Origin of the sequence: Pseudooceanicola algae (assembly GCF_003590145.2) — a bacterium.
GTDB classification, from domain to species: Bacteria; Pseudomonadota; Alphaproteobacteria; order Rhodobacterales; family Rhodobacteraceae; genus Pseudooceanicola; species Pseudooceanicola algae.
The window spans coordinates 2,071,084-2,095,263 of sequence record NZ_CP060436.1 but is presented as its reverse complement, the minus strand read 5'-3'; the positions used below and the strand labels follow the sequence as shown (position 1 = coordinate 2,095,263).

The following is a 24,180-nucleotide window of genomic DNA, read 5'->3' as shown; positions in this document are numbered from 1 at the left end:
GGTTTAGCCGTCGTCGCTGGCGACCTGACCGGATACGGCCTTTTCATCGGCCAGAACCGCATCAAGGCCGACCTTCAGCTTGCGCCTGATCCGGTCCGCCTCGTCGTCTTCGGGATCAAGGGACAGGGCGCGGGTCCATTGGAACTGCGCCTCAAGCTTGCGTCCGACGCTCCAGTAGACATCACCAAGATGATCGTTCACCACCGAATCCACCGGCATCAGTTCGGCTGCGCGTTCCATCTGCGGCACGGCCTCCTGGACGCGACCGAGCTGGAATAGGACCCAGCCGAGGCTGTCCACGATATAGCCCGAATCCGGGCTAAGATCGACGGCCCGTTCGATCATCTCGAGCGCCTCGTCAAGGTTTTCATTCTGCTCGACAAGGGAATAGCCGAAGTAATTCAGCACGTTGGGTTGGTTCGGGTTGCGGTCAAGCGCGGCGCGGAAATCAGCCTCGGCGCCGGGCCAGTCGTTCAGGCGTTCGCGCGACATGGCGCGGTTGTAGAGCAGCAGCCAATTGCCCCGGTCATCCGGGGTGCGCAGGTCAAGGGCGCGGGAATAGGCCTCTACCGCAGCGCGGTGATTGCCAAGCCGCCGCTGCATGCTGCCAAGTGCTGCCTGCACCTCGGAAAGGTCGGGATAGGTCACGGCCAGGGAATTCAGCACCTCGAGCGCGGCATCATCGCGTTCGGACTGGAACAGCGTGTCGGCACGCCCCAGTTCGGCAAGGTAGAAGTTCGGGTCATCCCGCGACACGGACCGGTAGGCCGCGGTTGCCAATTCCGGCTGGTCGAGGGATTCCAGCAGCTGGCCCGCCAGAAGCTGAGCATCCACGTGGTCGGGCCGCAGGGCGCTGGCCAGACGGGTGAACAGCAGCGTGTATTGCGGACTGGCTTCGCTTTGCAGCGCGGCGGCGATGGAATAGAAGACTTCGGCTGCGCCGTCCGTGATCGAGGTCACATGGGTATTGTCCAGCGTCTCGCCCGCGTCGAGGCGGGCCTTGATCTGCTGCAATTCTGGGTTCAGATCGCTGCCGAACAGGGACCGCAGAAGCGTCAGCGCCTCTTCATCGCGATCCAGTTGCGACAACGCCTCTATCCGGGCAAGGGCACCGCGTCGGGTCATTTCCAGCTGACCGCCTTCGGGGTCGGCATAGATCGCCTCTGCGGCGGCGAAATCACCGACATAGGCGAGCGCCAGCGCCTTGTGATAGCGCGCGAAATAGGCCAACCCGTCTTCCGAGGCGACCTTGTCGAAGGCGGCAAGCGCGGCGTCCATGTTGCCCTGGCCAAGGCGGATCCAGGCGGTCAGCAGCCCATCGGCCAGCGGCCCGGCGCCTTCCTGCGCTGAAATCCGGGTGAGCAACCCGTCGTAGTCTTCATGTTTCAGGGCATCGACCACCAGGACCATGCGGGCCAGCTGGCTTTCGCCGCCCAGATCCTCCAGCCGTTGCGCAGCCGGGATCGCATCGGCAAAGCGACCAACCGAAACCTCGGATTGCACGAGGCCTTCCAGAACGCGGGGATCGTCCGGCAAGCTCTGCATCGCCCGGCGGTAATAATAGGCTGCATTGTCGAAATCGTCGGTCGCACGCGCCTGTCGGCCGGCAAGGTAGTCCCCGGCGGCACTGTCGGCCAGGGCCGGCAGGGGGGCCATGGCACCAAGGGGCGCCAAGGTCGCGAGGGCCAGTGCGGAGGCTTTCAGAAAGTTCATGGCGTGTTCCCGGACTGCGTATGTGCACCGAGCCTAGGGGGCAGTCCTTACGAAAGCAATGCAACGTCCCCGGCCCCGGAGGGCCGGCAACATAAATTCTTCGCGAAGTTTACATATTGGGATAATTCGGACCGTCCCCACCCTGCGGGGTTGTCCAGGTGATGTTCTGCGCCGGATCCTTGATGTCGCAGGTCTTGCAATGGACGCAGTTCTGGAAATTGATCTGGAATTTCGCATCCACGCCTTCACCGACGAATTCATAGACTCCGGCAGGGCAATAGCGGGCCGAGGGCCCGGCATAGTCGCGCAGGCCGACTTCGACGGGGACATCCGGATCGGCCAGCTTCAGGTGGCAGGGCTGGCTTTCCTCGTGATTGGTCATCGAGAAGGACACGTTGGTCAACCGGTCGAAGCTGAGTTTGCCGTCGGGCTTGGGATAGTCGATCGGCTTGTGTTTATGGGCGGGCTCGGTGGCAGCGGCATCGGTCTTGCCGTGTTTAAGCGTGCCGAGCAGCGAGAAGCCGAAGCTGTTGGTCCACATGTCGAGACCCCCAAACGCCAGCGAGGCGGCGAGGCCGAATTTCGACCAGAGCGGCTTCACGTTGCGGACCTTCTTCAGATCCTTGCCGATGGGGCCCGAGCGGACCTCATCTTCGTAGGCATGCAGTTCGTCCCCGGCGCGCCCCGCACCGATGGCGGCATGGGCGGCTTCGGCTGCGGCGATGCCCGACAGCATGGCGTTGTGGTTGCCCTTGATGCGGGGCACGTTGACCATGCCGACCGAGCAGCCAAGCAGCGCGACGCCCGGCGCCACCATCTGCGGCATCGACTGATACCCGCCTTCGGAAATTGCCCGCGCGCCGTAGGCCACGCGCTTGCCGCCTTTCAGAAGCTCAGCCACCATCGGGTGATGCTTGAACCGCTGAAATTCCATGTAAGGGAAAAGATGCGGGTTTTTGTAGTTCAGGTGCACCACGAAGCCGACATAGACCTGATTGTTTTCAAGGTGATAGATGAAGCTGCCGCCGCCGGCGTTCGACCCCAGCGGCCAACCCATCGTGTGAGTGACCGTGCCGAGCTTGTGCTTGGCCGGGTCGATCTCCCAGATTTCCTTCATGCCAAGGCCGAATTTCTGCGGCTGCTTGTCGTCCGACAGGCCGTAGCGTTCGATCACTTCCTTGGACAGGCTGCCGCGCACGCCTTCGCCGAGGAAGACATATTTGCCGTGCAGCTCCATCCCGGGTTCATAGCCGGGTCCGGGGGTGCCATCGGGGTTCTTGCCGAACTCACCGGCCACCACGCCCTTGATCGCACCTTTTTCTCCGTAGACCAGTTCGGAACAGGCCATGCCGGGAAAGACCTCGACACCCAGTTCCTCGGCCTGTTCGGCCATCCAGCGGCAGACATTGCCCATCGAGACGATGTAATTGCCATGGTTGTGCATCAGCGGGGGCATCGGCCAGTTGGGGATGCGGATTTCGCCGGCTTCGCCCATCAGGTAGAAATTGTCGTGCTTGACCGGCACGTTCAGCGGCGCGCCCTTTGCCTTCCAGTCCGGGATCAGAGCGTCCAGCCCGCAAGGGTCCAGAACCGCGCCCGACAGGATATGCGCCCCGACTTCCGAGCCCTTTTCCAGCACCACGACCTCCAGATCGGGGTCAAGCTGCTTGAGGCGGATCGCGGCCGACAGGCCAGCGGGGCCTGCACCGACGATGACCACATCGTATTCCATGGTTTCACGCTGCGTCTCGGACATGTCTGGCTTCTCCGGTGGCGGGACGGGTAATTTTGTTGCGTACAGCGTAACGTTCTATCTGTCCCAGAGGCAATTGCAACGATACGTCAGCGGCTTTTTGACATGGCGGGGCGATAGGCTGAAGGGGGAGTCAGTTTGACGGTACCCTGGTGATCGGGGGACGCAGAGGTACGCTCAATTCGGGGATTGGGCGCAGATCGGCGTTCCGATCGGGCGGGACATGGCGGCGAGCGAACGTTCGCGGCTTGTTCGGCAAATCGCTTGCATTTGGGCCCGGCTTTGGGTCAGGTATCCCGACTGAAGACCGAACGAGAGGGGCCATGCGGCCCCTTTCTGCATGCCGAGGAGGGCTGCAATGGAAAAGATACCGATGACCCGCACCGGCGCTCGAAAGCTGGAAGCCGAGTTGAAGCAGCTGAAATCCGTCGAACGCCCCGAGATCATCAAGGCGATTGCCGAAGCACGCGAACACGGTGACCTTTCGGAAAACGCCGAATATCACTCCGCCCGCGAAAAGCAGAGCTTCATCGAGGGACGGATCAAGGAACTGGAGGGCGTGCTGGGGCTGGCCGAGGTGATCGACCCCAAGACGCTGCGCGGCGCGATCAAGTTCGGCGCCACGGTGACCCTTGTCGACGAGGACACCGACGAAGAGAAAACCTGGCAGATCGTCGGGGAACACGAGGCCAGCATCGAAGGCGGCTTGCTCAATATCAAGTCGCCGATCGCCCGTGCCCTGATCGGCAAGGAAGAGGGCGACTCGGTGGAAGTCCGCACACCCGGTGGGGAACGGTCTTACGAAGTCCTGAAAATCGTTTACCAATAGGGGGCGGCTGACGCGCCTTCACTGGGCCTGCGCCGCTTTGCGTCGCGGGCCGACGGGCGTTTGTCCGCTGCCCCGCGGCCTGACTGAGTCGTGACGAAAAGGAGGATTCCGGAATGGACATGATTTTCGCCGGAATTGCAGGATGTCTGCTTCTGGTACTGGTCGCCCTTGCGCTGGTGGCGGCCCGAAGCCGATCCGAGATGCGCCGGGAAATGGCGCAACTGACACTGGCGGTCGAGGCCCTGCGCAAGGCGCAGCAGATGCCGGCCGCACAGACAGGCGGTGATTCCTTGTCCGGGGCGGTGTTGCGCAAGCTCGACGATCTGGCCGAGACGCAGCGCCGCTCCGAGGTGGCCCTGATGACGCTGACCGCGATTCGCGAACGCAGCGTGATGCGGGCCGAACCAGACGAGACCGAAGAGGATGCCTCTCCCGCCGCGCGTGGCAACAGCGAGGCGCCGCAACTGGATCTGCCGCTGGTGGATTCCAATGCGCCGCCGACTCGGGGCGATTTCGTGCGCGCGCTGAACTTCCCCGAAACCGCTGACGATACCGAAGGCTTTGCCGCCCTGCGCAAGATGCTGAAAGAGCCGGGCATTGCCCTGCTGATCCAGGCCGCACAGGACATCCTGACCCTGCTGAGCCAGGACGGTATCTATACAGACGACCTGACACCGGTCACCACCCCGGCCGAGGCCTGGCGCGCCTATGCCGCCGGGCAGCGCGGCCCCGCCGTGGAGGCTCTGGCGGCGATCTCGGCCCCCGAGGCCGAAGCCAGGATTCAGGAGCGCCTGCGCAAGGATCCGGTGTTCCGTGACACGGCGCATCATTTCCAACGCCGTTTCGACAAGATGCTGCCGGATTTCTCGGAAGAGGCGGGCGAAGCCGATTTCGCCGCTCTGGCCCAGACACGGACCGCGCGGGCCTTCATGCTGCTTGGCAAGGCCTTCGACAGCTTCGGCACCGCGCCGCAGACCCCCCGGCAGGCGCAGCGCGCAGTGGCGCCCGCCTGAACCGGGTCGGTTCAGGCGAAATCACGATCAATCAGGCGGAACAGGGCAGGGGGCGCCGGGCTTACTTGAGGCGCGAAACCACGTAGCTGGCGAGATCGGACAGGATGTCGCGCAATTCGCTTTCCGGCAGGATTTCGAGCGCGGCGCGGGCCTTGTCGGACCAGGCGTAGGCGCTGTCGCGCGTGCTTTCGAGCGCCTTGTGTCGGGCAAGGATCGACAGGGCCGTGTCCAGGTCGCCGTCCTGCTGCCTGCCCCGCCCGATGGTGCGTTCCCAGAAGCTGCGCTCGGCCTCGTCGGCCTTGGCGATGGCACGGATGACCGGCAGGGTCAGTTTGCGTTCGCGGAAGTCGTCGCCGATGTTCTTGCCGGTCTGGCCGGAATCCCCGAGGTAATCCAACAGATCATCGGCCATCTGGAAGGCGATGCCAAGCGCGTCGCCGTATTCGGTCAGCGCGCGGACATGGTCTTCGGGCGCGCCGGCAAGGACGGCTCCGGATTCGGTTGCGGCGGAAAACAGCGCCGCGGTCTTGCCCCGGATCACTTGCAGATAGGTGTCTTCCGAGGTGCTGACATCCTGCGCCACGGTCAGTTGCAGCACTTCGCCTTCGGCGATGGTGGCAGAGGCTCCTGCAAGGATCTTCAGAACCCGCAGGTTGCCCGGTTCCACCATGAGCTGGAAGGCGCGGGCGAACAGGTAGTCCCCGACCAGAACCGAGCTCTGGTTGTCCCAGAGCAGATTGGCCGTGGGGCGCCCGCGGCGTTGTTCGCTTTCGTCCACCACGTCGTCATGCAGCAGCGTCGCGGTATGGATGAACTCCACTGTCGCGGCGAGATGGATGTGAAATCCGCCCTCGTAGCCACAGAGCCTGGCCGCAGCCAGGGTCAGCATCGGGCGCAGGCGCTTGCCGCCGGCCTCGATCAGATGCGCGGTCACTTCGGGGATGCGCGGCGCATGCTGCGACACCATCTTTTCGCGGATCAGGGCATTGACCGCGTCAAGCTCGCTGTGCAGGGCCCCGGCCAATGCGTCATGGGGCTTGGTGGCGAACTGATCCAAACCGTCTCTCCCGTATACGGCCTCGACAAAGCGGGCAGGCTGCTCTTATCTGCAGAACGATGAGACAGCTTATGCGCACAACCGATCCGACCCGCCTCGCCTTTGCTCAGGCTTTGCTTCAGGGCGAGGATATAGACTGCTTTGAAATGGACGTAAATATGAGCGTGCTCGAAGGATCGATCGGGATCCTGCCGCGCAGGCTCATGGTGCTGGACAGGGATCTGGACGCGGCCCGGAAGGTGCTGCTGGACAATGGATTCGAACTGGACTGACCTGGGCCTGCAATCCCCTGAGGGCCTCAGCCGCGATCGGTTCCTGGGCGGCAAGCTGTGGTTGAACCAGCCGCGTGCCGGCTATCGGGCCGGGGTCGACCCGGTGTTGCTGGCCGCCTCCATTCCTGCCAGTGCGGGACAAAGCCTGCTCGACATCGGCTGCGGTATCGGCACGGCGGCGCTATGTGCGGGCACACGGGTGCCGGGGCTGCGCCTGTCGGGGTTGGAACGTCAGGCGCCCTATGCCGCGCTGGCCCGCCGCAACGCCCGCGAGAACGGTCTGGAAATGGTAATTCACGAAGGCGACCTGACCCGGATGCCGCCGGACCTGCGGCAGGAACGCTTTGACCATGTCATCGCCAATCCGCCCTATTTCCGCCGCAACGCCTCGATCCCCTCCCATATTCGCGACCGCGAAGGCGCCCTGGGCGAGGAAACTCCGCTGGACCTGTGGGTCGATGCGGCCTCGCGGCGTTGTGCGCCCGGCGGTTTCGTGACCTTCATCCACCGCGCCGAACGCCTGCCGGAACTGATGGCCGCCTTCGATGCCCGGCTGGGGTCGCTGGAACTGAAACCGCTGATCCCGCGCCGGGGGCGGGAATCGCAGCTGATTCTGTTACGGGGCCGCAAGGAGGGTCGCGGGGCCTTTCGCCTGCATGCGGGCCTGCTGCTGCATGAGAATGCCAGCCATACCAGCGACCACAGCGACTACACGCGGGAAGCGAGTCGCATTCTACGTGACGGAGAATCGCTCATTTTCACGGGGTGAGGCGGCGGGTTTCCGCGTGATGGGCCGCGCCGGGGGCCTCTGACGGCCAAATTTTTACGTTTCGGTAACGTCTTAGCGAGAGCCTTGTATCAGCACGGTGACAGGAATGTAAAAATGTGCTGCACTGAAGCTACTCTAACCCCAGAGAGGAGACGATCATGAGCTTGAGTTCCCATGTTGCTGAACTGAAGAAGAAACACGAATCTCTCTCGGTCGCTGTAGACAGAGCACAGCGATCGCCCGGCATGTCCGACCTGGAAATTACTGCGATGAAGAAACAGAAGCTGCGCCTGAAGGAAGAAATTTCCCGACTGGCCGAAGTCAACTGATACCCACCGCATAACACCGGGATGAGGGGCGGAGAATTCGCACCCTGATTCCGCAGACCCCCGTGAAAGAGCACAGGACAGTCAACCTGCGACGTCCCGTCCAGAACCACCGCAAGCCTCTGACATTCAAGGAATGTCGGTCGATGTAGGCCGGCCTGCACCCACCGGTAAAGGGCGACCGCGCAGCCAGCAGTCTTAGCTGTTCGGGCGATCTGACTTGCGAAAACTGGCGCGTGCGGCGATGGCCGCGCCGCCTGTCACCAAAGCCGCCGCGAGGGCGATTTTCCAGCTGGGATCAGTGATCCCGGCCAGGACCAGCGCCAGCGTGGACAGAAGCGGGGCGGCATAGGATGCCACGCCCAATAGCTGAATGTCGCCCCGCTTTACCCCGATGTCCCAAGTGTAGAAGGCAAGGCCCACAGGCCCCAGCCCAAGGGCCAGGATCGACAGCCAGCCGCTGGTTTGCGCAGGCCAGGCAGTTGCCTCAAACGCCAGATGCAGCAATGCCGAGATCACCGATGTCGCAAGGCAGAAGACGGTGACGGCCGCTGTCGGCACCTCGGAAAACCGACGCGACAGCACCGAATACCCCGACCAGGCCAGCGCGCAGGCCAGTGCCAGAAGATAACCATCCAGATAGGCGGGGTCATAGCCACCCCGTCCCCCGAGGATGATCAGCGCCGCCCCGGCAAAGCCCATGAAGGCACCCAATAGATGTCCGGCGCGCAGCCGTTCGCCTGGCAGCAGACCGGAAAACAACACGATCAGCAGCGGCCATAGATAGGCGATCAACCCGGCTTCGGCCGCCGGGGCCCGACGCAGGGCCGCGAAATACAGCGCGTGATAGCCGCAAAGCCCCACCACCCCCAGTAACCAGGCTGCAGGCGGAAGCCCCCGCAGCGCCGAAAACTGTCCGGTCGCCCCGGTCCAGATCAGCCCAATCGTTCCGCCAATGGCAAAGCAGATCGCGTTCAGTTGCAGGGGCGGAACCGGCAGGGTTCCGACCGTGAACAACGCCAGCAATGCCCAAAGCAGGATGGCCGAAAAACCGATCGTAGTGGATTGGCTGCGCGTCATGCACTCTGTTGGAACAGGGCTGCGGTGGCGTCAACCGGAAAGGGCCGCGCCGGATGGCAGCGGCCCTTCGTGATAAGGCAGAGGCTTCAGGCCACGCCGGCAGCAGCGCAATCGCCAGCGACGCAATCGTCAGGCGAAATGCTGGCCGCCGTTGACCGACAGTGTCGAGCCGTTGAGGAAGGCCGCATCGTCCGAGGCCAGGAAGACCACGGAGCGGGCGATCTCTTCGGGTTCGCCAAGGCGGCCCGTGGGGATCTGTGCGATGATCGAATCGCGCACCTTTTCAGGCACGGCCATGACCATTTCCGTAGCGATATAACCCGGACAGATTGCATTGGCGGTGATGTTGTAGCGCGCGCCCTCCTGGGCCAGGGATTTGACGATGCCGATGTCCCCGGCCTTGGTGGCGGCATAATTCGTCTGCGCGAACTGGCCCTTCTGACCATTGATCGAGGAGATCACGATGACGCGCCCGAACTTGCGTTCGCGCATCCCCGGCCAGACCGGGTGAATGGTGTTGAAGACGCCGGTCAGGTTGGTGTCGATCACCTGATGCCATTGTTCGGGCGTCATCTTGTGAAACGGCGCGTCACGCGTGATCCCGGCATTGGCAACGACGATCTCGATCGGGCCGATATCGGCTTCGACCTTTTCGATGCCGGCCTTGGATTCGGCGTAATCCGCCACGTTCCATTTGTAAGTCGAAATCCCTGTTTCTTCAGTGAATTTCGCAGCTGCCTCGTCATTGCCCGCGTAGGTGGCTGCCACAGTGTGACCTGCTGCCTTCAACGCCTTGGAAATTGCAGCGCCGATCCCGCGGGACCCTCCTGTCACGAGAGCTGTCCGTGCCATTCTCTTCTCCCAGCCATCTGTATATTTTGAAATACTATTGCACAATCGTATTTGCACTCGCAACAATATTTCGTACGTGATTTGAAAGCACATCTTTTGCGGAATACGAAAAAGGCACCCGAAGGTGCCTTTTCCAGATCCGTGATCAGGGGCGCTCGATACACATCGCGACGCCCATACCGCCACCGATGCAAAGCGTGGCGAGGCCCTTCTTGGCGCCGCGCCGCTTCATCTCGAACAGCAGCGTGTTCAGGACCCTTGCGCCGGAGGCGCCGATCGGGTGGCCGATGGCGATCGCGCCGCCGTTCACGTTCACGATCTCGGGGTCCCAGCCCATGTCCTTGTTGACCGCGCAGGCCTGAGCGGCAAAGGCTTCGTTGGCTTCGACCAGGTCCAGGTCGCTGGCCTTCCAGCCCGCCTTTTCCAGCGCCTTGCGGCTGGCATAGATCGGGCCTGCGCCCATGATCGACGGGTCCAGCCCGATGGTCGCGTAAGAGGCGATGCGCGCCAGCGGCTCGATACCGCGCTTTTCGGCTTCATCCGCGCTCATCAGCAGGACACCGGCGGCGCCATCGTTGAGACCCGAGGCATTGGCCGCCGTGACCGTGCCGTCCTTCACGAAGGCGGGGCGCAGTTTCTGCATGGCTTCGATGGTGGCGCCGTGGCGAATGTATTCATCCGCATCGACCGAGATGTCGCCCTTGCGGGTCTTGACCACGAAGGGAATGATCTCGTCCTGGAACTTGCCGGCCTTCTGGGCGGCTTCGGCCTTGTTTTGCGAGGCGACGGCGAATTCGTCCTGCATGTCGCGGCTGATCTGCCATTTGGCGGCGACGTTTTCGGCCGTCTGACCCATGTGGTAGCCGTTGAAGGCATCCCAGAGACCGTCGCGGATCATCGAATCGATGTATTTCACATCGCCCATCTTGGTGCCGTTGCGCAGATGCGCCACATGCGGGCTGAGTGACATGTTTTCCTGGCCACCGGCCGCGACGATGGAGGCATCCCCCAGCAGGATCTGTTGTGCGCCAAGCGCGACGGCCCGCAGGCCCGACCCGCAGACCTGGTTCAGACCCCAGGCCGCGGACTCAATGGGAAAGCCCGCGTTCACATGGGCCTGGCGCGCCGGGTTCTGGCCCTGGCCGGCCGTCAGAACCTGGCCGAGAATGGTTTCGGAGACCTCGGTCCCCTCGATCCCGGCACGCGCCACGAGTTCCTTCAGAACCGCGGTGCCCAGGTCATGGGCCGGGGTGGACGCGAAGGCGCCCAGAAAGGATCCGACAGGCGTGCGCGCTGCGGATGCAATTACGACATTGGTCATGGGGTCCTCCACCATTTTGGGCGCTCACTCACCGCCCTTCCCTATGGTGGATATAGGATTCCCCGGGGCGTCTCAACAAGGCCGCCTGCGTCAAACCGCTTTGGCGCGCGTCTATGCGCTCGGGCCTGCCTTTGCTTCGGGCAGGGGCGCAGGCAGCAGGGGTGGCCTGCGCCCCTGCCTATTTGCGCGGCGCCCAGGGCGGATAGAGCGTGGCCGGTCCGACCAGATTACCCTGGATGTAATCCACGCCATTCGCCGCCAGCCAGGCGGATTCCCGCGGGTCCGAAACCTGATCGGCCACCATAACCATCTCGAATTGCTGAGCGATCATCACCAGCGCGCGGACCAGGACCTTGTTATCCGCATCGTTGTAGATGTTCGGCACATAGGCCCCGCACAGCTTTACGATGTCGAAATAGAAATCCCGCATGTGGCGCAATTCGGCCGCGCCAGAGCCGAATTCGTCCAGGGCAAAGCAGACGCCCTCGTTCTGCAGGTCATGCATGAAAGCGGCGGTCAGTTCCGGGACCAGCATGGCCGATCTTTCCGTCACCTCGAAGATCAGCCGCTCGCCGATATGCGGCGAGGCGGTAAAATGGGACTGAAGGGTCGCTATCCATTCCCGGAAACCGACGGAGCGCGCGGACATGTTGATGGACAGGCGGATGTCGCTGTTGTCGCGCAATGCCGCCAGGCCGATTTCCAATGCCTTGCAATCCAGCTGCCGGGCCGTCAGCGTTCCCGCGACCGGGGCCTTGTAGTCGCGCAGGGGCAGAACCCGGTCGCTTTCGTCGAACAGGCGCAACTGACCTTCGTAGTAGGCGATCCGAGACGGGTCGTCGCAGCGGCTGACCGGCTGGAACGCCATGGCGACATTGCCCTTGTAGAGGGCTTTGGCGATCTCGTTCGGCATGCTTTCGGCATCCAGGGTCAGGGCCGAGCGCAAGGGATCCTCGAATCCCGGTTCGAGATCGGACCAATTGGCCTTGATACCCACCATGTCTTCGTGCCTCCTGACTGCCATCGAGGCATAGGGCCCGCATCTTAACAGGGGGATAAATCTTGCATTCGACCGACTTGCCGCGCTGTTCCTGGGTCTCGGCCGATCCGTTATACTTGGCCTACCACGATACCGAATGGGGCGTGCCGGAACGCGACAGCCAGGCGCTGTGGGAAAAGCTGATCCTGGATGGTTTCCAGGCTGGATTAAGCTGGCTTACCATCCTGAAGAAAAGGGGTAATTTCCGGCGCGCCTTTTGCGATTTCAACCCCGCCGTCATCGCCACCTGGGGCGAAGACGAGGTCGCGACCCTATTGACCGATGCCGGGATCATACGCCATCGCGGCAAGATCGAAGCGGTGATCGGCAATGCCCGCGCCTATCTGGAAATCGAGGCGAATGGTGGTTTCGATCAGTTTCTGTGGAATTATGTCGATGGCGAGGCGTTGCAGCCGCGATATGCCACCCATGTCGAGGTCCCGACGCAGACCGCCCTGTCGCTTCAGGTGTCCAAGGACCTGAAGAAAGCGGGCTTCCGCTTTGTCGGGCCAACCATCGTCTATGCCTTCATGGAGGCAACGGGGCTGGTCAACGATCACCTGACTTCCTGTCATTGTCACGACAGGGTGGCGGCATTGAAAACGGCCTGAGACGCCGATCCGTTGCGGCGCGGGCCGGGTTAGCGGCCGGCGGCCAGGGCGTCGAGCACCGCATGGGCTTCGGGGGCGTTCCAGTCCGCACCACCGATCAGGCGGGCGACCTCGGCTCCTTCCGGGTTCACGATCAGTGTTACCGGCATGGCCAGAACGGCGGCCTGCCGGCCCTGCGCACTTTTGGGATCGCGCCAGCGGGGCAGGTTGGCGCCGCCGTTGCTTTCCAGAAAATGCGCCACCGCGACGGGCGGGTTCGGCCCGGTGGCAAGGGTCACCACGGCGAAATCATCCCCCCCGCGGGCGGTTTCCAGCGCGGCGAGGGTCGGCATTTCCTCCTTGCAGGGGCCGCACCAGACGGCCCAGAAATTCAGCACGACCCATTTGCCCGCGTAATCCGCCAGGCTGCCGGGGCCGCTGTCGGACTCCCAGACCAGATCGGTCGCCAGCGGTTTGGCCGGGTCCGACAGGGTCAGCTTTCGCATTTCCCCGGTAATCAGGCCCGGACTCAACGGTTCTGCCCATGCCGCGACCGGGGCAGAGATTGCACTGATGCCGAGCGCCGTATAAACGAGCGCGGACCGAAGGCGCTTTTGCAGTCTTTCCCTCATGATCCCCTCTGATGATTCCGTGACAGGTGGCCCGATGACCGAGAACAACGCAAACCAGATGTGGGGCGGCCGTTTTGCCGAAGGCCCCGATGCGATCATGGAGGCCATCAACGCCTCGATCAGCTTCGACAAGCGTATGGCAGCCCAGGATATCGCAGGTTCGCGTGCCCACGCGGCGATGCTGGCCGCGCAGGGTATCATCTCGGATAACGATGCCGGGACGATCAGGGAAGGCCTGCTCACGATCTTGTCAGAGATCGAGCGTGGGGATTTCGCCTTTTCGGCAGCACTCGAGGACATCCACATGAACGTCGAGGCCCGCCTGAAGGAGGTCATCGGTGAACCCGCAGGCCGTCTGCACACCGGCCGGTCGCGCAATGACCAGGTGGCGACCGACTTCCGGCTTTGGGTGCGCGATCAGGCCGATGCCGCCATCGGTGGGCTCGAGGCGCTGATGAAGGCGCTTCTGGTGCAGGCGGAGGCCGGTGCCGATTGGGTCATGCCCGGCTTCACCCATTTGCAAACCGCCCAACCGGTCACCTGGGGCCATCACATGATGGCCTATGTGGAAATGTTCAGCCGCGATCTGGGCCGTTTCCGTGATGCCCGTGCCCGGATGAACGAAAGCCCGCTTGGCGCCGCCGCCCTTGCCGGCACCAGCTTTCCCATCGACCGGCAGATGACGGCAGAGGCGCTTGGCTTCGATCGGCCCTGCGCCAATAGCCTCGATGCGGTCAGTGACCGGGATTTCGCGCTGGAGTTCCTTGGCGCGGCCAGCATCTGTGCCATGCACCTTAGCCGGTTCGCCGAAGAGCTGGTGATCTGGTCCAGTGCCCAGTTCCGTTTCGTCGTGCTGTCGGATCGCTTCAGCACCGGATCCAGCATCATGCCGCAGAAGAAGAACCCCGATGCGGCCGAGCTGATCCGCGCCAAGATCGGGCGCATCTTCGGGGCCAACGTGGCGCTGATGATGGTGATGAAGGGGCTGCCGCTGGCCTATTCCAAGGACATGCAGGAAGACAAGGAACAGGTCTTTGACGCCGCCGACAACCTGATGCTGGCCCTGGCCGCGATGACCGGCATGGTCAGCGACATGAGCGCCAATGTCCCGGCACTGGAAGCCGCCGCCGGCGCGGGCTTTTCCACGGCGACCGATCTGGCCGACTGGCTGGTGCGGGTGCTGGGCATGCCCTTCCGTGACGCGCACCACGTCACGGGCAGCCTTGTCGCAATGGCCGAGAGCAAGAACTGCGACCTGCCTGAACTTTCGCTGGCCGACATGCAGCAGGTCGAACCCCGTATCACCGACGCGGTCTTCGGGGTTCTGGGGGTGCATAATTCAGTGGCTTCCCGTATGTCTTATGGTGGCACGGCACCGCAGCGCGTGCGTGAACAGGTGGCGGCATGGAAAGAAAAGCTCGGCTGATTGCGGTCCTGGCCGGCGCGGCGTTGATGGCGCTGCTGGCGGCCTGTGGCATCGACGGCGAACCGATCACACCGCAGGACAACACCCTGCCGGCCCCAGGGTTGGATATCAGCCCGACGGATGGCTCCAGTATCGGACCGGATGACGAGCTTTACGGGCTTTCGGTCTGATGTCCGCCCTGCGCGTCGGCTACCTGGCGTTGGCGCTCTGGGGGCTGGTGCATCCTCTGGGGCTGTTCGGCCTGTGGCTGGCGCGACTTGACGGGGGGCTGGCCGGGTTGCTGGGTGCCTTTCGCGACGGTCCCGCCGCTGCGGGGCTGTTCTGGGATCTCGTGGCGGTCTCTGCCGCGCTGACCCTCTGGGCGCTTGCCGAGACCTGGGCGCGGCGCAACTGGTCCGCGCTCTGGGCTGTGGCGGGGGCATGGGTCCTGGGGCCGGGGTTCGGGCTGCCGCTCTATCTTTTCCTTCGCAGCCGTCCGGTGTAAGTCGGGGCGCTCCCTGCCGGAGCCGCGCCCTTACCGGAGACTTGCCCGTGGACCATTTCCTGTACCGTGACGGTGCCCTTTACGCCGAAGACGTGCCCGTTGCAGAGATTGCGGCGGCTGTCGGCACCCCTTTCTACGTCTATTCCACCGCGACCCTGACCCGGCATTTCAAGCTGTTTCAGGAGGCGCTTTCCGGCATGGATCACGTGATCTGCTACGCGATGAAGGCCGCCAGCAATCAGGCGATCCTGAAGGTGATGGCGGATCTTGGCGCGGGGATGGACGTGGTGTCGGGCGGCGAATACGCGCGTGCGATCGCCGCCGGTGTGCCGGGGGAAAAGATCGTCTTTTCCGGCGTCGGGAAGACCCGCGAAGAAATGCGCGACGCCCTGTCCGGGGGGGTGCGCCAGTTCAACCTTGAATCCGAACCCGAGATGGCGCGCCTGAACGACGTGGCGCTCTCCATGGGTCTGATCGCGCCGGTCACCGTGCGGGTCAACCCGGATGTGGACGCCAAGACCCATGCCAAGATCGCCACGGGCAAGAGCGAGAACAAGTTCGGCATTCCGATTTCCCGCGCCCGCGAGGTCTATGCCCGCATCGCCCGGATGCCGGGGCTGAAGGCGGTGGGGATCGACGTGCATATCGGGTCCCAGCTGACCGACCTCGAACCCTATCGGCTGGCTTTCGCCAAGGTCGGGGAACTGGTCGACACCCTGCGCGCCGATGGTCACGAAATCACGCGACTGGATCTGGGCGGCGGCCTCGGGATTCCCTACGCGCGTGACAATCAGGCGCCACCTCTGCCGCTGGAATATGGCGCCGTCGTGCAGGAGGTCCTTGGCGACAAGGGCTGCGAGATCGAGATCGAGCCAGGCCGCCTGATCGCCGGCAATGCCGGGTTGATGGTCAGCGAAGTCGTCTACCTGAAACAGGGCGAGGGGCGGGATTTCCTGATCCTCGACGCGGCGATGAACGATCTTGTCCGCCCCGCGATGTACGAAGCATGGCACGATATCGTCCCGGTGACCGAGGCCGCTCCGGGTGTCGAGCAATCCGCCTATGACATCGTCGGCCCTGTCTGTGAAAGCGGCGATACATTCGCCCGCCAGCGCATGATGCCGCCCCTTGCCGAGGGCGATCTGGTCGCCTTCCGCTCTGCCGGGGCTTACGGCGCGGCGATGTCGAGTGAATACAATACCCGGCCCCTGATCCCCGAAGTCCTGGTGAATGGCGATCAATTTGCCGTCATCCGAAAAAGACCCTCCTATGAGGAGATCATTAACCGCGATACGATACCCCCATGGCTGTAGTGCGACCCACGTGCTGCGCCCATTGGAAAGCGCATGGCTGATACGACCAGATACGACGCCCTCTTGCGCCGCCTCAGGTGGCCTCTTTTCCTGACCCGCACGGGCATGCTGGCAGAACGCATGGCGCGCGCCTTCTGGCCGCTCTGGACCCTTTGCATTGCGGTGCTGGCCCTGCTGATGCTGGGGGTGCAGGATTCGACCTCCATCGAATTGGTCTGGGCGCTGGCCGCGGCGGCAGGGCTGGGGATCATCTTCTGCCTCGTGTTCGGGGCGCTGCGGTTCCGTTTCCCCCGCCGTGAAGAGGCCATCCGCCGTCTTGACGGGTCGCTGAAAGGCAACCCGATTCAATCCCTTGCGGATGATCAGGCGATTGGCGCGCAGGATGCCGGATCCTCGGCGCTTTGGGCTGCGCATCAGGCCCGCATGGCGGACCGTGCAGGCGCCGCACGCCCTGTTCAGCCTGATCTGAAGCTCTCGGCGCGCGATCCCTTTGGCCTGCGCTACGTCGCGCTTCTGGGGCTGATGGTGGCGCTGCTGTTCGGGTCTTTCTGGCGTGTCGGGTCGGTCGGGGGCATGGCGCCCGGCGGCGCGGCGAATGCCGCTGCGGGCCCCAGTTGGGAAGGCTGGGTATCGCCGCCGCCGCACACCGGCCTGCCGACTCTCTACCTGCCCGATATCGGTGCCGGGGCCCTTTCCGCCCCCGAAGGCGCCGAGGTCACCTTGCGTCTTTACGGTCCCGAAGGGCGGCTGAACGTCGCGGAATCGGTCTCTGGCCGGGTCGGGGAGCTGCCTGCCGCCACTGATCCTGCACAGGAATTCAGCATCCGTCGTGACGGAGAAATTTCCATCGACGGGCCAGGCGGTCGGGTTTGGCAGGTGGCAATGGTGCCCGATCTTGCCCCCACCGCCACGATCGACGGCCCCGGCGAGGCCAGCGTCGATGGCGATATCTCGATCCCCTTCTCGGTGACGGATGACTACGGCGTGGAACGCGGGATCGCGCGGATCTCGCTGGATCTCGAAGCCGTGGACCGCCGCTATGGACTGACGCTCGAGCCGGAGGCGCGGGAGGCCATCGAAGTGCCGCTGCCAATGCCGATCTCGGGGTCGCGGGAGGCGTTTTCCGAGGTGATGATCGAGAACTTCTCGCAGCACCCCTGGGCGAACATGCCGGTCACCGTCTCGCTGACGGTCACGGATTCAATCGGACAGGAGGGACATAGCGACCCCTACAAGATGCTGCTGGACGCGCGGCGCTTCTTTGATCCGGTTGCCACGGCGCTGATCGAGATGCGGCGCGATCTGCTTTGGAATCGCGACAATGCGCCTCGGGTCGCGCAGGTCATGCGGGCGATCACCTGGCAGGGGCAGGGGCTTTTCGATACCGAGACGACCTATCTGCGGGCCCGTGTGCTGATGCGGCGGATCGGGGCGATTTCGGAATTCACCCGGATGACCGACGATCAGGTCGCCGAAATCACGCAGGCCCTCTGGGACCTTGCCATCGAGATCGAGGATGGCGACCTTGACGATGCGAAGGCACGCATGGACCGCGCCCAGGAACGGCTGAGCGAGGCGATGCGCAATGGGGCCTCCGATCAGGAAATCGCCCGGCTTATGCAAGAGCTGCGCGACGCGACCGAAGATTACATGCGCCAGCTTAGTCAGCAGGCGGCGCGCGACTCCGAGGCCAATCCGGATCAGCCCAACATGAGCATGGATAACGCCATGCAGATGAACCAGGGCGACCTGCAGCGGATGATGGACCGCATTCAGGAGTTGATGGAACAAGGTCGCATGGCCGAGGCACAGCAGGCGCTGGAAGAACTGCAACGCCTGATGGAAAACATGCAGGTCACCCAAGGCCAGGGTGGCGAGGGTCAGCAAAGCCCCGGCCAGCAGGCCATGGAAGGGCTCGCCGAGACGCTGCGCGATCAGCAGGGCCTGTCCGACGAAGCCTTCCGCGAATTGCAGGAACAATTCAACGGCCAGCAAGGTCAGGGTCAGCAGCCGCAAGGGCAGGGCCAGCAACAAGGTCAGCAACAGCCGGGCCAGGGTCAGCAGCCCGGCCAACAGGGGCAGGGAAACCAACCCGGGCAGGGACAGCCGGGCAGCGGTGATCAGACCGGCCCAGATGCCGGGTCCCTGGCGCAGCGCCAGCAGGAGTTGCGCCGCGAGCTTGAGCGCCAGCGCGGGAACCTGCCCGGTGCGGGCAGTGCCGAGGGGCGTGCCGCCCGGGAGTCCCTCGAGGATGCGGACCGCGCCATGGGCGGTGCCGAAGAGGCGCTGCGCGACGGAGACCTTGCTGAAGCGATCGACAGACAGTCCCAGGCCATGGAAGCCCTGCGCGAAGGCATGCGCCAGATGGGCGATGCGATGGCGCAGCAGGAAAATCAGATGGCTGGCCAGCAAGGTCAGAGCGAAGGAGAAAACCCCGGTCAGCAGAATGATCCGTTGGGGCGCAGTACGGGCACCAACGGGGATCTGGGGAATTCACGTGACATGCTTCAGGGCGACGACGTCTACCGCCGGGCGCAAAACCTGCTCGACGAAATCCGCCGCCGCTCTGGCGAGAACCGTCGCAGCGAAGCCGAGCGGGATTACCTGAAACGTCTGCTGGACCGGTTCTGACGCTCTTTTCCGCCGCGGCTGTCTTTGACGATCGCCATGTTCGACCCCGAAAAAGGCCTCTCGGATTACGAGAGGCCTTTTTCATCATCAACGGGGAAAAGATTATCCGGTGCGGCCTGTCATCCAGGTCACGAAGGCGCGTCCATTGACCGTCACGCTGTCCCGGAGGGCGTCCATCGTTTCGACATATTCGGTGATTTCCGAGGTGATCACCGGTACCGACTGGGTGATGCGGGCGGCCTGACCATAGACAAAGATCGCGCCGAGGGCGGCAGCAATCGGCAGGGCCATGGCGTAGCCGCGCGCCTTGCGCTCACGGGCCTGCTTGCGCCGCATCCCGGTCGGTGCAAGGGGCGTCCGTGACGGGGCGCGCGCCGGGGCGGCGCGGGCGGGTGTTTTCGTCGCGGACGCAAGCTCATCGCGGGCAGGCAGACGCGCGGCGCGCAACGCGGCCTCGGCGCGGCGACGATCGGCTTCGTTTTGCGCAATCCGCTCGGGTCGTGGCTGCGGCAATGCCGGTTCGGCAACCGGCGGGGGCGGGGCGTCGGGGACGGGCGGCGTTTCAGGCGCCGTGATATGCGCCGTTTCCGGAACCGAGGGCGGTTCATACAAGGCGTCCTCGTCCGGCAGTAGATCCGCAGGCGCAAGGTTTTCGGGCGCGGGTGGGACATCACCGGCTGTCGGAAGGCTGGCCTGGGCAAAGGCCTGCGCGGCCAGTTCCTCTGCCCGTGCCTCGGCTTCGCGGGCGGCTTCCTGCATCAGCACATCGCGTACGGCCGGATCAATTTCACGGCGTGGCGCCGGTACGGCAAGGGCGGCGGCGGCTTCGGCAAAGCCCGGTGTCGCCTGACCGGGGCCGGTCTGATACCAGATCTCTTCGCAGTTGGAGCATTCCACATCGCGCCCTGCCGAAGGGATCGCATCCCCCGGCACGTCATATTGTGCACCGCAATTCGGGCAAGTCAGCCGCATTCCGTCCCCATTTCCTTCCCGGCCGCGACCGCCGCTGGCGGCCCCCGATCCGTGCTGCGCTTGGCAGGCCCAAGGCCCAAGCCGATACCTCCGCTTGCCGGGTCCGGAACCGCCCGCCGCCGCCGGCTGGCCCGATCCATATCCCATGGCCCGTTTCGCGCAAACATAAGGGCTGCGGATCAAGCGGAAAAGCGCTATTTCGGCCTCTCGCGGCGATTGCAACGCAGGTCTGGCCTGTGCAAAAAGAGCCGAGCAAAGCGGGGCCCCGAGTGATCGAACTGGAAAACATCGCCTATTCCTATGGCGGCGGAGACTTGCTGAGCGATGTCTCCCTTTCTCTGTCTCCGGGCAGCTTCCATTTCCTGACCGGCCCGTCGGGCGCGGGCAAGACGACCTTCCTGAAGCTCTGCTACGGAGAGCTGATCCCGACCGAGGGCCAGGCCCGTCTGTACGGGCGCGATCTGGCGCAGATGACCCGCGACGACATCGCCATGCTGCGCCGCCGCATCGGCGTGGTGCATCAGGATTGCCGCTTTCTGGATCACCTCAGCCTGGCCGAGAATATCGCCTTGCCGCTGACCGTTTCGGGGCGCAGCCCGGCGGCGGAATCCCAGAACCTTGCGGATCTTATGGGCTGGTGCGGGCTGACCCATCGCGCTGATGCCTTGCCGCCTGAGCTTTCGGGGGGCGAACGTCAACGCGCCGCCCTTGCGCGGGCGCTGATCATGAGCCCGGACATCATCCTGGCGGATGAGCCGACAGGCAATGTCGATTGGGAAATGTCGCAGCGCCTGCTGGCCCTGCTGACCGAGTTGAACCGCATGGGCAAGGCCGTGATGATCGCGACCCATGACCTGGCGCTGATCCGCATGGCCAAGACGCGGGTGCAGGCGCGCGTGTTACGCATCGCCAATCGCCGCCTGCAGCTTGCCGGGGCCGATTTGTGAGCCGGTTTTCCGAACAGGTTACCGACCTGCTGCGCGGCGACGTGCGGGCCGACCGGGTCGTCCCGCCCTCGGGCATGGCTGCGCGGCTGACGCTGATCGCGGCGGCGGCCATGGCCTTTCTGGCGGTCTTTGCACTGGCCCTGTCCCTTGCCACGGGCCGCATCGCCAGCGACTGGAGCAAAGAACTGGCCGAAACCGCGACCGTCCGCATTTCCGCCCCGGTCGATGAACTGGCCGCGCTGACCGAAGCTGCCCTGCGGGTCCTGAACAGCACCGAAGGCGTGGCCAGCGCGCGCGCCCTCAGCACTGAAGAACAACAGGCGCTGCTTGAGCCCTGGTTCGGCAGCGACCTGCCGCTGGATGTCCTGCCGGTGCCCCAGTTGATCGAGGTTCGCGAGGCCCGCAGTGGTTTCGATGCCGAAGGCCTGCGTCTGCGCCTTGGCGCCGAGGTGCCGGGCGCGGTGCTGGACGATCACGCCCGCTGGCGCCGCCCCGTGGTGCAGGCCGCGCAACGGATCCGGGCGCTCGGGTTGTTGTCGCTGGTGTTGATCGGCGGGGTCATGGCCGCGATGATCACCCTGGCCGCCCATGCCGCGCTTTCGGCCAATGCCCAGGTTGTCACTGTTTTGCGGCTGGTGGGCGCGCGGGATGCCTTCATCGCCCGTGCCTTCGTGCGCCGGTTTACCCTGCGTGCCTTCTGGGGGGCGGTGATCGGGACCCTGGTCGGCGTCGGCGCGATCCTGATGCTGCCGGGCACGCCCAGTGATGGCAACCTGCTGAGCGGGATCGGCTTTGACGGGGCCAACTGGCTCTGGTGTCTGACCCTGCCGGTCACGGCCGCGACGGCGGCCTTCTTTGCCACTCGCGCGGCGGCCCGGCGCAACCTGCGGGGATTGGCGTGATGCTGGCCTTGCAATACCTCAGATCGCTGATTTTCGTGATCCAGATGTATCTGGTCATGGCCATCCTCGGCGTTCTGTTCCTGCCCTGGGCCGTGCTCCGCAAGGATGGTGCATCTCAGGGGGCGCGGGTCTATTGCCGTTATGTGCGCTGGTCGCTGCGCCTGATCTGCGGGCTCGACACGGAATTGCGCGGCAGGGTGCCCGAAGGCGCGGTGCTGATCTGCGCCAAGCATCAAAGCTTTCTCGACATCATCATCATGGTCAGCCAGTTGCCGCGACCGAAATTCATCATGAAGGCCAGCCTGCGCCATGCTCCGTTCCTGGGCTGGTATGCCCTGCGCATGGGCTGCGTGCCGGTCGATCGGGGCCGCGGAGCCGAGGCGATCCGCCGGATGATGCGGGATGTGACTGCGGGGTCTGCGGCACCCGGCCAGCTGATCATATATCCTCAGGGCACCCGGACCGCCCCCGGTGCCGCCTTGCCCTACAAGGTCGGCGCGGCGGTGATCTATGAGGAAACGGGCCAGACCTGCCACCCGGTCGCGGTCAATGTCGGGCTGTTCTGGCCGCGTCAGGGGCTGCTGCGCAAGCCGGGAAAGGCCATCGTCGAGTTCCTTGACCCAATCCCGCCCGGCCTGACCCGCGAATCCTTCCGCGCCCGGCTGGAAAGCGAGGTCGAGACGGCCTCCAACAAGCTCATGCTGGAAGGAGGGTTTCCCGAAGATGAATTACCTGACCTCGATCGAGGCGCTTGAGGCGCTCTATGGAAAGGCCGGTGCGCCCTCGTTGCGGAAGGTGGCATCGCAACTGACGCCGGAATACCGGCGTTGGATCGGGGCCAGCCGGTTCTGTGTGGTCTCGACCATCGGCCCCGAGGGCGCGGATGGCTCGCCGCGCGGGGATGACGGCCCCGTGGTGACGGAACTGGATGAAAACACGCTGGCCCTGCCGGACTGGCGCGGGAACAACCGGCTTGATACCCTGCGCAACATCCTGCGGGATCCGCGCATTGCGCTGATGTTCATGATACCGGGATCGCATAACGTGGTGCGGGTGAACGGCGAAGCGCGTGTAAGCGATGATGCCGCCCTGCGCGCCCGCTTTGAAAAGGATGGCCGACAGCCCGCGACGGTCATTGTCATCAAGATACACGAAGTCTATTTTCAATGCGCCCGCGCCATGGCCCGCGCCCGGATCTGGTCGGGAGAAGACGAAAGCGCCGACCTTCCCACCGCGGGCGAGATCCTTGCCGCGATGACCGATGGCGAAGAAGGCGGTGCCTCCTACGATTCTACTTGGGACGCTCGTGCGGCCCGCACCATGTGGTGATCAGGCAGTCGTGTGTCCTGCCCCAAGACGGTCGGCCACAAAATCGTAAAACCCTTGTCCGGGGGGAGCCCCAGCGGCAAAGGCGGCGTTCAAGGCGGCCTTGTCCCGGAACAGCTGCGCGACCCGCGCCCGCATCACCTCGGGCATGTCGCCCTGACCAGCAAGGATTTCCGCTTCGTGGGCGTCATAGGCGAGGGCGACACGGGGCGCAAAGTGCGCCCCCGCGGTTGTGCTGCCGCGGTTCAGGCGGATTTCATAGAATGTATCGGCCAGCGGGGCCGTGCCACCGAACCGGGCCAGCACTTCGGCCGCATGGCGGACGTCCTGGCTCAGATGATCGGTGAAGATGCGCGACTGGTCCCGCACGAGCACGGGGTGAAAGCTGGCCCCGGTGACTCCGAAATCCTCGAGCGTGAGCGGACCCTTGTGTCGGGGCAGGGTCAACACCGGACGCACACCATCAAGAACACGGCTGTGAGTGAAGACAGCGCCATGGCGCCGCACGAGCGGCAACGTGGCGGCCAGGTAATTGGGCGCCCAGGTGTCATCGGCGTCGAGGAAAGCAATGAACTGCCCACCGGCCATGGCCAGACCCCGATTGCGCGCCGCCCCTGCACCGCTGCGGATCGGACCCGGCGGCGTGAAACGCAGGAACGGCATGTTCCGGACCTGAGCCAATGCATAGTCCCGCCCGTCATCAGAGGCGATGATGACTTCCAGCGCCTCGTCGGGCATCCCCGCATCCAGCATTGCGGCCCGGATAGACACCAGTGCCTCGGGCAGGGTCGCCTCGGCACGGAAAGCCGGCAGGATCACGGAGACGAGCGGTTGGTTCATGATTATTTCTATCCCCAGGGAAAAGGCCCCGCAAGGGATGCGGGGCCTGGGGACTGTTGCGACAGATAAGGAGGGGGCTCTGCCCCCGCCTCC

25 protein-coding genes are annotated in these 24,180 nt (G+C 64.3%); 15 read left to right on the top strand and 10 right to left on the bottom strand.

What is annotated here, in order from left to right; genetic code table 11:
- Positions 1 to 3 precede the first annotated feature (3 nt).
- Together PSAL_RS09715 and PSAL_RS09710 are read right to left on the bottom strand one after the other, a co-directional pair.
- Positions 4 to 1,713 (bottom strand): tetratricopeptide repeat protein, encoded by a 1,710-nt coding sequence (locus PSAL_RS09715; RefSeq protein WP_119837851.1) that lies wholly within the window; start codon positions 1,711 to 1,713, stop codon positions 4 to 6.
- Between the two features lie 109 nt (positions 1,714 to 1,822).
- Positions 1,823 to 3,469 carry an electron transfer flavoprotein-ubiquinone oxidoreductase gene (locus PSAL_RS09710; RefSeq protein ID WP_119837850.1) on the bottom strand — a complete coding sequence of 549 codons (1,647 nt, stop codon included), beginning with the start codon at positions 3,467 to 3,469 and terminating at the stop codon, positions 1,823 to 1,825.
- 355 nt (positions 3,470 to 3,824) lie between these two features.
- Here PSAL_RS09710 and greA point away from each other — a divergent pair, with 355 nt between their 5' ends.
- Together greA and PSAL_RS09700 are read left to right on the top strand one after the other, a co-directional pair.
- Positions 3,825 to 4,295: a transcription elongation factor GreA gene (gene greA, locus PSAL_RS09705; RefSeq protein WP_119837849.1), complete on the top strand. Its 471-nt coding sequence runs from the start codon at positions 3,825 to 3,827 to the stop codon at positions 4,293 to 4,295.
- Between the two features lie 113 nt (positions 4,296 to 4,408).
- The gene (locus PSAL_RS09700; protein WP_119837848.1) at positions 4,409 to 5,308 is read left to right on the top strand and encodes a hypothetical protein; all 900 of its coding nucleotides are present in this window, start codon (positions 4,409 to 4,411) and stop codon (positions 5,306 to 5,308) included.
- 61 nt (positions 5,309 to 5,369) lie between these two features.
- Here the strand turns inward: PSAL_RS09700 and PSAL_RS09695 are convergent, their stop codons facing one another.
- Positions 5,370 to 6,365, bottom strand: coding sequence for a polyprenyl synthetase family protein (locus PSAL_RS09695; protein ID WP_231388478.1), 996 nt, complete (start codon positions 6,363 to 6,365; stop codon positions 5,370 to 5,372).
- A gap of 59 nt (positions 6,366 to 6,424) precedes the next feature.
- Here PSAL_RS09695 and PSAL_RS09690 point away from each other — a divergent pair, with 59 nt between their 5' ends.
- From PSAL_RS09690 to PSAL_RS09680, 3 genes are all read left to right on the top strand, one after another.
- Complete coding sequence (locus PSAL_RS09690; protein ID WP_119837847.1) at positions 6,425 to 6,637, top strand: putative signal transducing protein; 213 nt, start codon at positions 6,425 to 6,427, stop codon at positions 6,635 to 6,637.
- Positions 6,618 to 7,406, top strand: coding sequence for a tRNA1(Val) (adenine(37)-N6)-methyltransferase (locus PSAL_RS09685; RefSeq protein WP_196222698.1), 789 nt, complete (start codon positions 6,618 to 6,620; stop codon positions 7,404 to 7,406). The genes PSAL_RS09690 and PSAL_RS09685 overlap by 20 nt, the downstream gene beginning before the upstream one ends.
- 158 nt (positions 7,407 to 7,564) lie before the next feature.
- Positions 7,565 to 7,735, top strand: coding sequence for a YdcH family protein (locus PSAL_RS09680; protein WP_119837846.1), 171 nt, complete (start codon positions 7,565 to 7,567; stop codon positions 7,733 to 7,735).
- Between the two features lie 195 nt (positions 7,736 to 7,930).
- Here the strand turns inward: PSAL_RS09680 and yddG are convergent, their stop codons facing one another.
- From yddG to PSAL_RS09660, 4 genes are all read right to left on the bottom strand, one after another.
- Positions 7,931 to 8,812: an aromatic amino acid exporter YddG gene (gene yddG, locus PSAL_RS09675; RefSeq protein WP_119837845.1), complete on the bottom strand. Its 882-nt coding sequence runs from the start codon at positions 8,810 to 8,812 to the stop codon at positions 7,931 to 7,933.
- Between the two features lie 129 nt (positions 8,813 to 8,941).
- On the bottom strand, positions 8,942 to 9,664 hold the full coding sequence (gene phbB / locus PSAL_RS09670) for an acetoacetyl-CoA reductase (protein WP_119837844.1): 723 nt from the start codon (positions 9,662 to 9,664) through the stop codon (positions 8,942 to 8,944).
- A 145-nt stretch (positions 9,665 to 9,809) separates the two neighbouring features.
- Complete coding sequence (locus PSAL_RS09665) at positions 9,810 to 10,985, bottom strand: acetyl-CoA C-acetyltransferase (RefSeq protein ID WP_119837909.1); 1,176 nt, start codon at positions 10,983 to 10,985, stop codon at positions 9,810 to 9,812.
- Positions 10,986 to 11,163: 178 nt separating this feature from the next.
- Positions 11,164 to 11,985 carry an EAL domain-containing protein gene (locus PSAL_RS09660; protein WP_196222697.1) on the bottom strand — a complete coding sequence of 274 codons (822 nt, stop codon included), beginning with the start codon at positions 11,983 to 11,985 and terminating at the stop codon, positions 11,164 to 11,166.
- A gap of 62 nt (positions 11,986 to 12,047) precedes the next feature.
- Here PSAL_RS09660 and PSAL_RS09655 point away from each other — a divergent pair, with 62 nt between their 5' ends.
- Positions 12,048 to 12,635 carry a DNA-3-methyladenine glycosylase I gene (locus PSAL_RS09655; RefSeq protein WP_231388477.1) on the top strand — a complete coding sequence of 196 codons (588 nt, stop codon included), beginning with the start codon at positions 12,048 to 12,050 and terminating at the stop codon, positions 12,633 to 12,635.
- Positions 12,636 to 12,664: 29 nt separating this feature from the next.
- Here PSAL_RS09655 and PSAL_RS09650 read toward each other — a convergent pair whose 3' ends face one another.
- The gene (locus PSAL_RS09650) at positions 12,665 to 13,120 is read right to left on the bottom strand and encodes a TlpA disulfide reductase family protein (RefSeq protein WP_231388476.1); all 456 of its coding nucleotides are present in this window, start codon (positions 13,118 to 13,120) and stop codon (positions 12,665 to 12,667) included.
- A gap of 160 nt (positions 13,121 to 13,280) precedes the next feature.
- On the opposite strand from PSAL_RS09650, the gene argH reads away from it, so the two are divergent.
- The 5 genes from argH to PSAL_RS09625 are packed head-to-tail and all read left to right on the top strand — an operon-like array spanning position 13,281 to position 19,100.
- Positions 13,281 to 14,672 (top strand): argininosuccinate lyase, encoded by a 1,392-nt coding sequence (argH, locus tag PSAL_RS09645; protein WP_119837841.1) that lies wholly within the window; start codon positions 13,281 to 13,283, stop codon positions 14,670 to 14,672.
- On the top strand, positions 14,651 to 14,842 hold the full coding sequence (locus tag PSAL_RS09640) for an argininosuccinate lyase (RefSeq protein ID WP_196222696.1): 192 nt from the start codon (positions 14,651 to 14,653) through the stop codon (positions 14,840 to 14,842). The genes argH and PSAL_RS09640 overlap by 22 nt, the downstream gene beginning before the upstream one ends.
- Entirely contained in the window at positions 14,842 to 15,156 is a 315-nt protein-coding gene (locus PSAL_RS09635) for a DUF2834 domain-containing protein (RefSeq protein ID WP_119837840.1), read from the top strand. Before PSAL_RS09640 ends, PSAL_RS09635 begins: the two co-directional genes overlap by 1 nt.
- A gap of 47 nt (positions 15,157 to 15,203) precedes the next feature.
- Positions 15,204 to 16,469 carry a diaminopimelate decarboxylase gene (lysA, locus tag PSAL_RS09630; RefSeq protein ID WP_119837839.1) on the top strand — a complete coding sequence of 422 codons (1,266 nt, stop codon included), beginning with the start codon at positions 15,204 to 15,206 and terminating at the stop codon, positions 16,467 to 16,469.
- Positions 16,470 to 16,502: 33 nt separating this feature from the next.
- Positions 16,503 to 19,100: a TIGR02302 family protein gene (locus tag PSAL_RS09625; protein WP_119837838.1), complete on the top strand. Its 2,598-nt coding sequence runs from the start codon at positions 16,503 to 16,505 to the stop codon at positions 19,098 to 19,100.
- Between the two features lie 102 nt (positions 19,101 to 19,202).
- Here PSAL_RS09625 and PSAL_RS09620 read toward each other — a convergent pair whose 3' ends face one another.
- Complete coding sequence (locus PSAL_RS09620) at positions 19,203 to 20,072, bottom strand: zinc-ribbon domain-containing protein (RefSeq protein ID WP_196941840.1); 870 nt, start codon at positions 20,070 to 20,072, stop codon at positions 19,203 to 19,205.
- 269 nt (positions 20,073 to 20,341) lie between these two features.
- Between PSAL_RS09620 and PSAL_RS09615 the strand changes: the two genes are divergently transcribed.
- From PSAL_RS09615 to PSAL_RS09600, 4 genes are read left to right on the top strand one after another with little or no spacing between them, the layout of a single operon-like run.
- On the top strand, positions 20,342 to 21,019 hold the full coding sequence (locus PSAL_RS09615) for a cell division ATP-binding protein FtsE (protein WP_119838188.1): 678 nt from the start codon (positions 20,342 to 20,344) through the stop codon (positions 21,017 to 21,019).
- The gene (locus tag PSAL_RS09610) at positions 21,016 to 21,921 is read left to right on the top strand and encodes a cell division protein FtsX (protein WP_119838187.1); all 906 of its coding nucleotides are present in this window, start codon (positions 21,016 to 21,018) and stop codon (positions 21,919 to 21,921) included. Before PSAL_RS09615 ends, PSAL_RS09610 begins: the two co-directional genes overlap by 4 nt.
- Entirely contained in the window at positions 21,921 to 22,676 is a 756-nt protein-coding gene (locus PSAL_RS09605; RefSeq protein WP_196222719.1) for a lysophospholipid acyltransferase family protein, read from the top strand. Before PSAL_RS09610 ends, PSAL_RS09605 begins: the two co-directional genes overlap by 1 nt.
- On the top strand, positions 22,645 to 23,250 hold the full coding sequence (locus PSAL_RS09600; RefSeq protein WP_119838185.1) for a pyridoxamine 5'-phosphate oxidase family protein: 606 nt from the start codon (positions 22,645 to 22,647) through the stop codon (positions 23,248 to 23,250). The genes PSAL_RS09605 and PSAL_RS09600 overlap by 32 nt, the downstream gene beginning before the upstream one ends.
- Here the strand turns inward: PSAL_RS09600 and PSAL_RS09595 are convergent, their stop codons facing one another.
- Positions 23,251 to 24,087, bottom strand: coding sequence for a glycosyltransferase family 2 protein (locus PSAL_RS09595; RefSeq protein ID WP_119838184.1), 837 nt, complete (start codon positions 24,085 to 24,087; stop codon positions 23,251 to 23,253).
- Between the last annotated feature and the right edge of the window lie 93 nt (positions 24,088 to 24,180).

Coding starts and splice junctions, on each gene's coding strand:
- PSAL_RS09715 (WP_119837851.1), bottom strand. CDS start 1,713: ATGAACTTTCTGAAAGCCTCCGCACTGGCCCTCGCGACCTTGGCGCCC.
- PSAL_RS09710 (WP_119837850.1), bottom strand. CDS start 3,469: ATGTCCGAGACGCAGCGTGAAACCATGGAATACGATGTGGTCATCGTC.
- greA (WP_119837849.1), top strand. CDS start 3,825: ATGGAAAAGATACCGATGACCCGCACCGGCGCTCGAAAGCTGGAAGCC.
- PSAL_RS09700 (WP_119837848.1), top strand. CDS start 4,409: ATGGACATGATTTTCGCCGGAATTGCAGGATGTCTGCTTCTGGTACTG.
- PSAL_RS09690 (WP_119837847.1), top strand. CDS start 6,425: ATGAGACAGCTTATGCGCACAACCGATCCGACCCGCCTCGCCTTTGCT.
- PSAL_RS09685 (WP_196222698.1), top strand. CDS start 6,618: ATGGATTCGAACTGGACTGACCTGGGCCTGCAATCCCCTGAGGGCCTC.
- PSAL_RS09680 (WP_119837846.1), top strand. CDS start 7,565: ATGAGCTTGAGTTCCCATGTTGCTGAACTGAAGAAGAAACACGAATCT.
- yddG (WP_119837845.1), bottom strand. CDS start 8,812: ATGACGCGCAGCCAATCCACTACGATCGGTTTTTCGGCCATCCTGCTT.
- phbB (WP_119837844.1), bottom strand. CDS start 9,664: ATGGCACGGACAGCTCTCGTGACAGGAGGGTCCCGCGGGATCGGCGCT.
- PSAL_RS09665 (WP_119837909.1), bottom strand. CDS start 10,985: ATGACCAATGTCGTAATTGCATCCGCAGCGCGCACGCCTGTCGGATCC.
- PSAL_RS09660 (WP_196222697.1), bottom strand. CDS start 11,985: ATGGTGGGTATCAAGGCCAATTGGTCCGATCTCGAACCGGGATTCGAG.
- PSAL_RS09650 (WP_231388476.1), bottom strand. CDS start 13,120: ATGCGAAAGCTGACCCTGTCGGACCCGGCCAAACCGCTGGCGACCGAT.
- argH (WP_119837841.1), top strand. CDS start 13,281: ATGACCGAGAACAACGCAAACCAGATGTGGGGCGGCCGTTTTGCCGAA.
- PSAL_RS09640 (WP_196222696.1), top strand. CDS start 14,651: ATGGAAAGAAAAGCTCGGCTGATTGCGGTCCTGGCCGGCGCGGCGTTG.
- PSAL_RS09635 (WP_119837840.1), top strand. CDS start 14,842: ATGTCCGCCCTGCGCGTCGGCTACCTGGCGTTGGCGCTCTGGGGGCTG.
- PSAL_RS09625 (WP_119837838.1), top strand. CDS start 16,503: ATGGCTGATACGACCAGATACGACGCCCTCTTGCGCCGCCTCAGGTGG.
- PSAL_RS09620 (WP_196941840.1), bottom strand. CDS start 20,072: ATGCGGCTGACTTGCCCGAATTGCGGTGCACAATATGACGTGCCGGGG.
- PSAL_RS09605 (WP_196222719.1), top strand. CDS start 21,921: ATGCTGGCCTTGCAATACCTCAGATCGCTGATTTTCGTGATCCAGATG.
- PSAL_RS09600 (WP_119838185.1), top strand. CDS start 22,645: ATGAATTACCTGACCTCGATCGAGGCGCTTGAGGCGCTCTATGGAAAG.
- PSAL_RS09595 (WP_119838184.1), bottom strand. CDS start 24,087: ATGAACCAACCGCTCGTCTCCGTGATCCTGCCGGCTTTCCGTGCCGAG.